We start from the raw sequence: 12477 nt of genomic DNA on the forward strand, positions 1-12477 counted from the left end.
GACATGGCCACCATCGTCACCCTGTCGTCAAGCCCGTCGGCGTCGTCGCGCACCGACGCGGTCCTGGGCCACGTCGAACGCCGGCTGCGGGCACGGGGCCACGACGTCGAACGGGTCACCGTGCGTGACCTCCCGGCCGAGGCCCTGCTCCGCGCCGACGCGGCCGACCCACGGATCGCGGCCGTCGTCGCCTCGATCACCGCCGCGGACGGTGTGGTCGTCACCACGCCGGTCTACAAGGCCGCCTACACGGGCCTGCTCAAGGCCCTGCTCGACCTGCTCCCGCAGTACGCCCTGCGCGGCAAGACCGTGCTGCCCGTCGCGACCGGGGGCAGCCCCGCGCACGTCCTCGCCGTCGACTACGCGCTGCGACCGGTCCTCGTGTCGTTGGGCGCCGAGCACGTGACCCAGGGCTGGTTCGTGCTCGCCTCCGAAGTCACCGTCTTCGCCGAGGACGCGGGCGTGCTCCTGGCCGAGTCCGCGGCGCGCAACCTCCATCTCGTCACCGAGTCCTTCCTCACCCACCTCGCGCGGCACCGCAGCGAGCTGGTCACCGAGACCGAGGACGACGTCGTGCTGCGCGTCTCGCCCGGTGACGACGCGGCCGCGCCGCTCCTCGAGGACCTCGTCGTCGAGTACGGCACCCGGTACGGGCTGTCGACACCGAACACGCAGCTGACGGAGGTTCCCGTCACCGACTTCGAGGCGCCGGACGGGGCCTTCCTCGTCATCCTCCGGGCCGGCCAGACCATCGCCGGTGGGGCGATCCGGCGGCACGACGACGAGACGGCCGAGGTGAAGCGGGTCTGGACGCACGCGCAGTTCCGGCGGCAGGGCCTGGCCCGAAGAGTGCTGCTCGAGCTCGAGCGCGCAGCGGCAGGACTGGGGTACAAGCGGATCCATCTCACCACGGGGCCGCGACAGCCGGAGGCGCGGGCGCTCTACCTCGCTGCCGGCTACCTGCCTGCGTTCGACCTGCATGCCGACCCCGAGTCGATCGGCCCACACGCCTTCGACAAGGAGCTGCCGGCCGGGACGCGCCACGTGGCGTTCGCGGCGGAGGCCCTCACGGCGGAGGCCCGCACGGCGGAGACGACGGTGCCCACGGAGCGAGCTGCGGCCTACCGCGACTGGGGCGCGGCGTGAGCCTGCGGACGATCGTCGTCGTCGGCGGCGGCCCGCGGTCGCTCGGCCTCGTCGAACGGCTCGGCGCCAACGCGGCCACGCTCGTCCCACCGGGGGAGAGGGTCGAGCTGCACGTCATCGACCCGCACCCTCCGGGTGGCGGCCGCATCTGGCGGACGGCGCAGTCGAGCCTGCTGTGGATGAACTCGGAGGCCCAGGACGTCACCGTGTTCACCGACGCGTCGGTGACCTGCGAAGGGCCGGTTCGCCCCGGCCCGTCGCTCGCCCAGTGGGCAGCGGGGGAGGAGGGCGGCTCAGCGGCTGCGGCCCTCGGCCCCAGGTCGTTCGCGCCCCGTGTCGTCCAGGCCGAGTACCTCGAGTGGGCCTGGCGACGTGCCGTGGACGCACTCCCGCGACACGTCACGGTCCACGTGCACGCCGACCGCGCGGTGTCCGTCGAGGACGTGGGCGAGTCCCAGCGGGTGACGCTGGCGTCCGGCCCGGCGCTCCTGGCCGACGTCGTGGTCCTCGCCCAGGGGTACCTCGAGCAGGCACCCGGCCCCGACGAGCAGCGCCTGCTCGACGAGGCGACCGCGCACGGGCTGACCTACGTGCCTCCCGGACACACGGCAGACCTCGATCTCGGTGACCTGCGCCCGGGCGAGCCCGTCGTCGTGCGCGGCATGGGACTCGCCTTCGTCGACCTCTTCGTGCTCCTCGCCGAAGGTCGCGGGGGCCGGTTCACCGACGAGGGCGGCCACCTCACCTATCACCCGAGCGGACGGGAGCCGGTCCTCCACGTGGGGTCCCGGCGCGGTGTGCCGTACCACGCGAAGCTCGGCTACGAGATCCGCTCCACGACCGACGGACCGGCGCCGCTGCGACACCTGACGCGTGAGCGGCTCGCTGCGGTCGGCGCCGGCTCGGTCACTCTCGACTACCGCACGCAGGTGTGGCCGCTCGTCGTCCTCGAGCTCGCCGTCGCCCACTACCGCAGGTTGTTCGAGGCACACCCGGAGCGGACCCGCGGCACCTTCGAGTCGCTCGAGCGCGCCCTCGTCGGCGCAGACCTCAGCGCGGACGGCCTGACGGGGGCGGCCCGCGCGCACCTCGCCGACCCCGAGGACCTCTTCGACATCGATGCGATCGACCGTCCGCTGTCGGCCGGCGTCGACGACGACACCTCGGACGCCGACCTCCAGCGGCTCGTGGTCGACCACGTCACCGCAGACCTGTGCCGACGCGCCGACCCGGAGCGCTCGGGCGATCGCGCCGTCTTCGACACGCTCCTCGGGGTGTATGCCGCCCTGGCCGAGCTCGTGGTGGCCGGACGCCTCCTCGACGAGGACCGCGTACGCCACGTCGAGGGCCGGTTCCACGGCCTCTTCTCGTTCCTGGCGAGCGGACCGCCACCGCGCCGGCTCGCCGAGCTGCTCGCGCTCCACCGCGCGGGCATCGTCCGCTTCCTCGGCCCGGACCTCGAGCTCGCCGTCGATGACGGTGCCTTCGTGGGCCGCTCGGGCCGCCGCGAGGTGCGGGCCCGGGCAGCCGTCGACGCCCGGCTGCCCCGGCCCGACAGCTCACTCGTCACCGACCCCCTCGTGGCTGGTCTGCTCTCGACCGGCCAGCTGAGGTCCCGCCCCGTCACGGCCGCCGATGGCAGCACCCTCGGCGCAGGGCAGCTCGTCGCCGACCCGCGCGCGAGGGCGGTGCGCGCCGACGGGTCGGTGCATCCCCTGCGGTTCCTCCTCGGCCCGGCGGTGTCGGGGTCGGCCGGTGCCGGAGGTTTCTCCAGGCCGGGGTTCAACGGAGCCGGGTTCCGGCAGAACGACGCCGTGGCCCGCGACCTGCTGACCGTGCAGGTCGTGACCACCGCCCTGCGTCCCGATCGGGCCACCACCTCTCGATCCGCCCCCATCCCGATCTCGCACGGAGCCGGCCACCACACCGCCGCACGAGACACCCGAACCATCACTTCATCCACCAACAGACCGACGACAGAAAAGGACCACCGCCATGCCAGTTGAGTTCCTGGGCATCGCCGCCAACCACGACGGCACCGAGACCACCCCCCGAAGCGGCGGCGCACTCGACCTCGCCTACGCCACCAAGCTCGCCCGTGCGCACGAGGACAACGGCTGGGACCGCGTGCTCTTCGCCTACCACTCGGGCTCACCCGACCCGGCGCAGGTGGCCGCTCACGTCGCCGCGAACACCGAGCGGTTGAACCTCGTCGTCGCCCACCGGCCCAACACCGCCTACCCGACCCTCACGGCCAAGACCTTCGCCACCCTCGACCACATCAGCGGCGGCAGGTTCGAGGTGCACGTCATCACCGGTGGCAGCACCGCCGACCAGGCGGCCGAGGGCGACCACCTCGACAAGGACGCCCGCTACGCCCGCACCCGGGAGTTCATCCAGATCCTCAAGCAGGCGTGGACGAGCGACGCGCCGTTCGACTTCGACGGCGACCACTACCGCTTCGAGAACTTCCTCGCCGACGTCAGGCCGCTCCAGACCCCGCGCCCAAGGATCTCGTTCGGCGGGTCGAGCCCGGCGGCATACGACGTCGGGGCGCGCGAGGCGGACGTCTTCGCGCTGTGGGGCGAGCCCCTGGCCGGCACCGCCGAGCAGATCGCCACGATCCGTGCCGCCGCCACCGCGGCGGGCAAGCCGCTCCCGACGATCCAGGTGGCCTTCCGGCCCATCATCGGCGCGACCGACGCACTCGCGTGGGAGCGCGCCGAGCGCACTCTGGGAGCGATCCGTGAGCAGCAGGAGGCTGGCCACACGACACGAGGGCGGCTGCGCCGCAACGGAACCCAGCCCGAGAACTCCGGGTCGCAGCGGCTTCTCGCCGCGGCGGAGAGCGGCGAGCGGCACGACCGTGCGCTGTGGACCGCCACCTCGGCGGCCACCGGGGGAGGTGGCAACTCGACCGCGCTCGTCGGCACGCCCGAGACCATCGCGGCCGCCCTCCTCGACTACTACGACCTCGGCGTGCGCATCTTCTCGGCACGCGGCTACGACCTCTACGACGACGCCGTCGACTTCGGCCGGCACGTCATCCCGCTCGTGCGCGCCGAGGTGGCCCGGAGAGAGGCCCGGCGAGAGGCCGCCGAGGGTGGCGCGAGCCGCGAGGAGGCCGTGGCATGAGCGCCCGTCGGGCCTGGACCCGGTGGCGGGCGACGCGTGAGGCGGAGCTCGCGGAGGAGCACGGCTGGCTCTCGCTCACCGGGTTCGCCTGGCTGTCGGTCGAGCCCGCAGGCGTGCCGGGCCTGCCCGGGCTGTGGTGGGCCGACGACGAGGGGGCGCACGTCAGGGCCGACGAGGGCGACGAACTCGCGACCAACGTCGGTCCCGTGGTCGGCACAGCGGGGGCGGACGTCGCCGAGAGTGGCTCGTTGCACTGGGTGAGGCACGGCGAGCGCGTGGTCGAGCTGCTGCGCAGGGGAGGGCGGCTGGCCGTGCGCACGCGCGACCCGCAGGCCCCTGCACGGCTCGCCTTCACCGGGGTTCCCACCTGGGAGCACGACGCCGACTGGGTGCGGCCGGCCACGTTCACCCCGACGGACGGGCCGGCGGCGGTCCAGGTGGGCACTGCCCGCGACGACCTCGTGCAGCACGCCCGGGTCGTCGGCACCGTCGACGTCGACGTCGCCGGCGTACGCCACCGGCTCAGCGCCGTCCCCGCCGGCGACGGGCTCGCCCTGCTCTTCCACGACGCGACCAACGACGTCACGTCCGCGCCGTGGCGCACGGTCGTGACCGAGGCGCCGGACCCGGAGGGCAACCTCGTCGTCGACTTCAACCGGGCCGTCAACCTGCCGTTCGCCTTCAGCGACCACGGGACGTGTCCCGCACCGGTCAGCGGCAACCGCATCGCCGTGGCCGTCACAGCCGGGGAGAAGCGCCCTGAGAGACAGCCCGAGACCCCGGCGAAGCAGCCGGCATGAGGTTCTGCACGTACACGCTCCTCGACACGAGTCGCGACCCGGTGACGGGCGTCGCGCGCTCTCAGACCGAGGCCTTCGAGCACGTTGCGCGACAGGCGGTCTGGGCCGAGGAGCTGGGGTTCGACGGCTTCGGCGTCGGGGAGCGGCACGCGCAGCGCTTCGTGTCCTCCTCGCCGCCGGTCGTCCTGGCGCACGTCGCCGCCCTCACGCGCCGCATCCGGCTGCTGACGACCGTCACCGTGCTCTCACTGCTCGACCCGGTGCGCGTGGCCGAGGACTACGCGACCCTCGACCACCTGAGCGGCGGGCGTCTCGACGTCATCATCGGGAAGGGCAACGACCCCGACCAGAACGCCCTGTACGGCTACGACCTCGACGGCCAGTGGGAGCGGAACGCCGAGAAGTACGAGCTGCTCCGACGGCTCTGGCGCGAGGAGAAGGTCACGTGGTCCGGTCGGTTCCGCCCGCCGCTCGTCGACGCGACCACCCAACCGCGACCCCTGCAGCGGCCGATCCCCGTGTGGCACGGCTCGGCCAGCTCGACGGAGTCGACCGAGCTGGCCGCGCGCTGGGGCGACCCGCTCTTCTCCGCCAACGGCTTCCACCCGATGGAGAAGTACGCCGCCCTGGTGCGCCACTACCGCGAGCGGTGGGCGGCATACGGGCACCGACCCGAGGACGCCGTCGTCGGCGCCGGCTTCCTCGGGCTGCTCGTCGCCGACACGACCCAGGAGGCGCTGCGGCTCTACCGCCCGGCGTTCGAGGCCTTCCGGGACTCGCCGGGTGCGAGGCACAACAACCTGCCGTTCACCACGGTGGAGGAGTACGCGCGTGACAGCTCGGCCCTGATCGGCTCGCCCGAGCAGGTCGTCGACAAGATCGGCCGCTACCACGAGGCGTTCGGCCACGAGCTCTCCGGCATCTCGCTCGACGTGCCGGGCCTGGCCGAGTCGGTGACACGCCGGAGCGTCGAACGCTTCTTCGGCGACGTGGCACCGGCGGTGCGTGCCATGCACCCGTCGAGACGGGAGTTCAGCTCCGCGTCGAAAGCCTGACGCATCAAAGCCGCAATCGGTATGCCAGCCCGGTTAGGTTGTGCGGGTGCAGTCATCGGTGACCGATTCGCGACGTGACACCCCGGTGTCCGCCGGACCCCCGGAGCAGGTGGGTCCGGCACCCCGACGATCGAGCGGGAAGGCCTGGGAGTGGACCCTCGCGGCGCTGCTCCTCCTGCCCAACCTCGTGCTCCTCGTCGTCTTCACCTACCGGCCGCTGCTCGACAACATCCGGCTGTCCTTCACCGACTGGAACATCAGCTCGCCCGTCGCCAACCCGGTCGGCCTCGCCAACTACGTCGAGTGGTTCGGGCGGGACGACACGCGCGTGGTGGTGCGCAACACGCTGGTCTTCACCGTCGCGACCGTCGGCATCTCGATGGCGCTCGGCCTCGGGCTCGCCCTGCTGCTCGACCAGAAGCTCAAGGGGCGCAACCTCGTCCGCTCGGTCGTCTTCGCGCCCTTCGTGATCTCCGGGGCGGCCGTCGGCATCGCGTTCCAGTTCGTCTTCGACCCCCAGTTCGGGCTCGTGAGAGACCTGCTCGCCCGGGTCGGCGCCTCCTCGCCCGACTTCTACCAGCAGCCGGGCTGGGCGCTTTTCATGGTGACGGTCACCTACATCTGGAAGAACCTCGGCTACACCTTCGTCATCTACCTCGCCGCGCTGCAGGGACGCCGCGCCGACCTCGACGAGGCCGCGGAGATCGACGGGGCGAGCGCGTGGACGCGCTTCCGCCGTGTCCTCATGCCACAGCTGCGGCCCACGACGTTCTTCCTGTCGATCACCGTGCTGCTCAGCTCGGTCCAGGTCTTCGACATCATCAACGTCATGACCCGCGGCGGGCCGCAGGGCAACGGCACCGCCACGCTCGTCTACCAGGTGTACCAGGAGACCTTCGTCAACCAGCGCGCCGGCTACGGCGCCACCGTCGCGACCATCATGTTCGTCATCCTGCTCGCCGTGACGGTCGTCCAGGTGCGCTTCATGGACCGGGGGCAGAAGTCATGAGCACGTCCACCGTCATCGGCACGCTCGACGACGAGTCGCTCCCGCCGGAGCGCACCCGCCGCCAGCGGCGCCGTGCCGCACACAACGTCGAGCCCTCCTCGCACCACCGCGGGCCGGTCTGGACCGCGCTCGGCTACGTCGGCATGGTGCTCGTCGTCCTGCTCGTCGCGGTGCCGCTCTTCTGGATCCTCATCACGTCGTTCAAGGACCGCGGCGACATCTACGTGCGCCCGGCCCAGTGGTGGCCGAACCCCGCGACGAGCGACAACTACCACGAGCTGACGACGCGCATCCCGTTCTTCGACTACGTGCGCAACTCCGTCATCATCACGTCGGCGACGGCCGTGGCGAAGATCGTGCTCGGGGTGCTCAGCGCGTACGCCTTGTCGCTGCTGCGCTTTCCGGGCCGGTCGGTCGTCTTCCTCGTCGTCATCGCGGCGCTCATGGTGCCCAACCAGATCACGGTGATCAGCAACTACGCCCTCGTCGCGCAGCTCGGCTGGCGCAACACCTTCCAGGGCATCATCATCCCGTTGGCCGGCGTCGCCTTCGGCACGTTCCTCATGCGCAACCAGTTCCTCAGCCTGCCCGGCGAGATCATCGAGGCTGCGCGTCTCGACGGCGCCGGGCCGATGAAGCTGCTCTGGCGCGTCGTCATGCCGATGTCGTGGCCGACGCTCGTGGCGTTCTCGCTCATCACCGTGGTCAACGAGTGGAACGAGTACCTCTGGCCCTACCTGATGTCCGACGACGAGACCACCGCGACCCTGCCCGTCGGCCTCACCTTCCTGCAGAACAACGACGGCGTCACGAACTGGGGCCCGGTGATGGCCGGCACGATCCTCGCGATGCTGCCGATCCTCGTGCTCTTCCTCTTCCTCCAGCGCCAGATGATCAAGGGTCTCACCGCCGGAGCCGTCAAGAGCTGACCCCGACAGTCCCCGGCGGCCGGTCACCGGTGCGCCGTCCTCCCACCCACCCGATGCACCATCCACAGGGAAAGGCACCACCCATGAACGAGTTCTCTCGCCGAGGCTTCCTCGGTCTCGCCGGGGCGGCCGGCGTCGCCGGGCTCGCGGCCTGCGCCGGCACCGGCACCGCACCGTCGTCCGGTGGCAACGGCGGCGGCGCCTCGAGCAACACCATCGAGTTCTGGAGCAACCACCCCGGCAACAGCAAGCCGGTCGAGCAGCAGATCATCAAGGCCTTCGAGGTGGCCAACCCGAACCTCAAGGTCAAGCTCGTCGACGCCGGCAAGAACTACGAGGAGGTCGCGCAGAAGTTCAACGCCTCGCTCGCCGGTGGCCAGCTGCCCGACGTCGTCGTCGTCTCGGACGTCACGTGGTTCAACTTCGCCCTCAACAAGCAGCTCGCCCCGCTCGACGACCTGCTGTCGGCCGCGAAGATCGACCCGAGCGACTACGTCGACGCGCTCTACAACGACTACAACCTCGACGACAAGCACTTCGCGCTGCCGTTCTCGCGCTCCACGCCGCTCTTCTACTACAACAAGGACCTCTGGAAGGCGGCCGGCCTCGAGGACCGCGGCCCCAAGGACTGGGACGAGTTCCTCACGTGGGCACCGAAGCTCAAGGCCGCGGCAGGCTCCGACAAGGTCGTCATGGAGCTGCCCGACGGCTCCAACTACCTCGACTGGGTCTTCCAGAACATGGTGTGGGGCTACGGCGGCGCCTACTCGAAGGAGTGGACGCCGACCTTCTCCGACCCCAACACCGTCAAGGCCGGGAAGTACCTCCAGGATCTCGCGAAGAACGGCTTCCTCAAGCTGTCGAAGGACCCGGCCCCCGACTTCACGGCCGGCATCGTCGGGTGCAGCATGATGTCGACCGGCTCGCTCGGCGGCGTCGCGAAGGACGCCAAGTTCGACGTGGGCACGGCGTTCCTGCCCGGTGACGGCAACTGCCCGACCGGTGGCGCGGGTGTCGGCATCCCGGCGAACATCACCGACGAGCGCAAGAAGAACGCGCTGAAGTTCATCGAGTTCCTCACCAACGCCCAGAACACCGTCACCTTCACGCAGGCCACCGGCTACATGCCCGTCCGCAAGTCGGCCGTGGACCTGCCCGAGGAGAAGGCGTTCCTCGAGAAGAACCCCAACGCGAAGACCGCGATCGAGCAGCTGCCCAAGACCCGATCGCAGGACAACGTCCGCGTGCTGCTGCCCGGTGGCGGCGCCCGCATCGGCAAGGCCCTCGACCAGGTCGTCCAGGGCCAGGACGTCGCGACCGTCTTCAAGGCGCTCGACGCGGAGAGCCAGCAGGTCTTCGACTCGCAGATCAAGAGCAAGCTCGGCGCCTGACACCCCGCCTGGGTATGCCGCCGGGTCCCTTCCCCGAAGGGGCCCGGCGGGTGCCGCACCCGACCAGAACGACCCGAGAGGCCTTCCATGGCAACCGTGTACTTCGACGAGGCGACTCGTAAGTTCTCCAAGGACGACGCACCCGCGGTCGACGGCATCACGCTCGACATCGCCGACGGTGAGTTCCTCGTCCTCGTCGGCCCCTCGGGCTGCGGCAAGTCGACGACGCTGCGCATGCTCGCCGGCCTCGAGCCGGTCGACGGCGGGCGCATCCTCGTCGACGGTCACGACCAGAAGGGCGTCCGGCCGCGCGACCGCGACATCGCCATGGTGTTCCAGAGCTACGCGCTCTACCCCAACATGACGGCAGCCCAGAACATGGCCTTCGCCCTCGACAACGCGAAGGTGAGCAAGTCCGAGACGAGGCAGCGCGTCGCCGAGGCCGCCAAGATCCTCGAGCTCGAGCAGCTGCTCGACCGCAAGCCGGGCCAGATGTCGGGCGGCCAGCGCCAGCGCGTGGCGATGGGGCGCGCGATCGTGCGCAACCCCAAGGTCTTCTGCATGGACGAGCCGCTGTCGAACCTCGACGCGAAGCTGCGGGTCTCGACCCGGTCGCAGATCGCCGGGCTGCAGCGCCGGCTCGGCATCACGACCGTCTACGTCACCCACGACCAGGTCGAGGCGATGACGATGGGTCACCGCGTCGCCGTGCTGCGCGACGGGAAGCTCCAGCAGGTCGACACCCCCGAGGCCCTCTACGACCGCCCGGTCAACACGTTCGTCGCGTCGTTCATCGGGTCGCCCGCCATCACGCTGGTCGAGTCGTCCGTCCGTGACGGGCGGGCCGAGGTGCACGGCGTCCCCGTGCCGCTCGACCGCGCCGTGGCCGGGCGCGCGGGGGAGAAGGTCGTCGTCGGCCTGCGCCCCGAGTCGTGGCACGTCGTCGGGTCTCCCGAGGGCAAGGGGGGCTCATCGGCCCTGGCGCTCAACGTCGAGCTGGTCGAGTCGCTCGGCTCCGAGTCGTTCGTCTACGGGCGCCCGGCGGGTGCCGGCGACGACGCCGGACGGGTGACTGTGCGCCTCGACAAGCGCACGCACCTCACGGTCGGCGACGTCGTGCACGTCGAGCCGAACCACGGCGAGGTGCACGTCTTCGACGCCTCCTCGGGCGAGCGCATCGAGGCCTGAGGGTGACTGCTCGTCCCGGGCCGTGGGCGTCGGGCCGCTTCGACGTCGAGGGCCACCGCGGCGCGAAGGGGCTCGTCGTCGAGAACACGCTCGCGAGCTTCGCGGCGGCATACGCCGTCGGCGCCACGGGCGTCGAGCTCGACGTGCGGCTCACGGCCGACGGTCACGTCGTCGTCTGGCACGACACCGAGCTGCTGCCGCACAAGTGCGTGTCGACCGGGCCCGACCTCGTCGGGGCCCGCGTCGACGACCTCACCCTGGACCAGCTGCGCACGGTCGACGTCGGCAGCCGCACCCTGCCCGAGTGTCCCGGCCAGAAGCCCGACCCGGGCGCCCGCATCTCCAAACTCTCCGAGGTGCTCGCCCACGGCGTGGAGCACGCACCGGGCGTCTGGTGGACCATCGAGATCAAGGTCGACCCGCGTGACGCGCGCGAGGTGGCCGCCCGTCGGCAGCTGCTCGAGGGGGTGCTCGCCGACCTGCACGAGCACGGGGTCGAGGGGCAGTGCTTCGTCCACTCCTTCGACTGGGCGGTGCTCGAGCTGTCGGCCGGTCTCGCTCCCGACGTGCTGCGCTCGGCCCTCGTGGAGTCGTCGGTCACCTGGCACCCCGGGAGCCCGCTCACGGGCAGCGTCGTGCCGGGGGAGACGCACCACGACGTGTGCGACGGCGCGGTCGCCGTGGGAGCGCACGTCATCTCGCCCGACCACGCGATGGTCGACGCCGCCTTCGTGGAGCGAGCGCACGACGCCGGTCTCGCGGTGCTGCCGTGGACCGTCAACGAGCCGGCGCGCATCGTCGAGGTCGTCGAGGCGGGCGTCGACGGGCTGGTGACCGACTACCCGGACCGCGCGCTCGCGATGGTGGCCTCGACGCAGCGGGCCGACGCGCCGGCGTGAGCCCCGCTTCCCCCGACGGGGAAAAGGTTGGAGGAGAACGCCAGCGAGGGGACGGACGTCGTCCGGCCCCTCGCTCCCCCTCCGGAGCCCCTGCGGGGCGACGGTCCGGATCGGCGTGGCACACTCGTGCGGTCGACAGGCGCCGCTGTGGGCACGGCCGCGAGTGCAGCGGTATGGGTGGGGACCCCTGGAACCCCACCCATTCGCTGGAACGCCGTTCCAGCGAAACCCATGATGCTTTCGAAGGGCACCGATGTCAACAGATCGGGTGTACGACAACAGCGCGCGGGCGCAGGCGGCCCGCGCCACGCGACGCCGCATCATCGACACCGCGGGCGAGATCCTGCTCCGCGAGGGCTACCACGCGATGTCGGTCAGCCAGCTCGCCTCGTCGGCCGGCGTCAGCGCACAGACGGTCTACAACGCCGTGGGCGGCAAGGCCGCCGTCGTCAAGGCCGTCTACGACGTCATGCTCGCCGGCGACGACGCACCCGTCGCGATGCAGGACCGAGCCGAGTTCCGCGCCATGTCCGAGGCCCCCGACCGCGAGTCGTTCGTGCGGGCGTACGCCGCGCTCTGCGCCACCATCTACGAGCGCGTCGGCCCGCTCCTCGGCGTGATCCTGGCGCAGGGAGCCGGTGGCGACAGCGGTCTGCAGGCCTTCGTGGCGACGATCGACGACGAGCGCCGGGCCGGCAACACGAACGCCCTGGGGGCCCTCGAGCGCGCCCACGGGCTGCCGCCCGCGCTCGACCGCGAACGCTTCATCGACATCGTCTGGGCGATCACGGGCCCCGAGATCTACGACCGCTTCGTGCGACGCAGCGGGTGGAGCCACCGGATGTATGCCGCCTGGCTCGCCGAGGCGCTCGTCGCGACCTTCGACCGCGCCAGCACCGGACTACCCGAGCTACAGGAGGACTGA

Annotated in this window: 11 protein-coding genes; all 11 read left to right on the top strand. The window is 71.4% G+C overall.

Going from position 1 to position 12477, the window contains the following annotated elements; genetic code table 11:
• Positions 1-3 precede the first annotated feature (3 nt).
• The 11 genes from ssuE (at position 4) to ACYVNR_RS18475 (ending at position 12477) form a co-directional block, all read left to right on the top strand.
• Positions 4-1146: an NADPH-dependent FMN reductase gene (gene ssuE / locus ACYVNR_RS18425; protein ID WP_461050007.1), complete on the top strand. Its 1143-nt coding sequence runs from the start codon at positions 4-6 to the stop codon at positions 1144-1146.
• Positions 1143-3152: an FAD/NAD(P)-binding protein gene (locus ACYVNR_RS18430; protein WP_461050009.1), complete on the top strand. Its 2010-nt coding sequence runs from the start codon at positions 1143-1145 to the stop codon at positions 3150-3152. Before ssuE ends, ACYVNR_RS18430 begins: the two co-directional genes overlap by 4 nt.
• Positions 3142-4281 (top strand): LLM class flavin-dependent oxidoreductase, encoded by a 1140-nt coding sequence (locus ACYVNR_RS18435; protein ID WP_461050011.1) that lies wholly within the window; start codon positions 3142-3144, stop codon positions 4279-4281. Before ACYVNR_RS18430 ends, ACYVNR_RS18435 begins: the two co-directional genes overlap by 11 nt.
• On the top strand, positions 4278-5081 hold the full coding sequence (locus ACYVNR_RS18440; protein ID WP_461050013.1) for a DUF1684 domain-containing protein: 804 nt from the start codon (positions 4278-4280) through the stop codon (positions 5079-5081). The genes ACYVNR_RS18435 and ACYVNR_RS18440 overlap by 4 nt, the downstream gene beginning before the upstream one ends.
• Positions 5078-6136, top strand: coding sequence for an LLM class flavin-dependent oxidoreductase (locus ACYVNR_RS18445; protein ID WP_461050015.1), 1059 nt, complete (start codon positions 5078-5080; stop codon positions 6134-6136). The genes ACYVNR_RS18440 and ACYVNR_RS18445 overlap by 4 nt, the downstream gene beginning before the upstream one ends.
• Before the next feature lie 85 nt (positions 6137-6221).
• Positions 6222-7145 carry a carbohydrate ABC transporter permease gene (locus ACYVNR_RS18450; RefSeq protein WP_045192327.1) on the top strand — a complete coding sequence of 308 codons (924 nt, stop codon included), beginning with the start codon at positions 6222-6224 and terminating at the stop codon, positions 7143-7145.
• A complete protein-coding gene (locus ACYVNR_RS18455; protein WP_461050017.1) occupies positions 7142-8074 on the top strand; it encodes a carbohydrate ABC transporter permease in 933 nt (310 codons plus the stop codon). Before ACYVNR_RS18450 ends, ACYVNR_RS18455 begins: the two co-directional genes overlap by 4 nt.
• Before the next feature lie 83 nt (positions 8075-8157).
• Positions 8158-9465 (top strand): ABC transporter substrate-binding protein, encoded by a 1308-nt coding sequence (locus tag ACYVNR_RS18460; protein ID WP_461050019.1) that lies wholly within the window; start codon positions 8158-8160, stop codon positions 9463-9465.
• An 87-nt stretch (positions 9466-9552) separates the two neighbouring features.
• Positions 9553-10653 carry an ABC transporter ATP-binding protein gene (locus ACYVNR_RS18465; RefSeq protein ID WP_461050021.1) on the top strand — a complete coding sequence of 367 codons (1101 nt, stop codon included), beginning with the start codon at positions 9553-9555 and terminating at the stop codon, positions 10651-10653.
• Between the two features lie 2 nt (positions 10654-10655).
• Positions 10656-11552 (top strand): glycerophosphodiester phosphodiesterase family protein, encoded by an 897-nt coding sequence (locus ACYVNR_RS18470; protein ID WP_461050023.1) that lies wholly within the window; start codon positions 10656-10658, stop codon positions 11550-11552.
• A 253-nt stretch (positions 11553-11805) separates the two neighbouring features.
• Positions 11806-12477, top strand: coding sequence for a helix-turn-helix domain-containing protein (locus ACYVNR_RS18475; protein ID WP_082081062.1), 672 nt, complete (start codon positions 11806-11808; stop codon positions 12475-12477).

This window comes from Terrabacter koreensis (assembly GCF_054783315.1).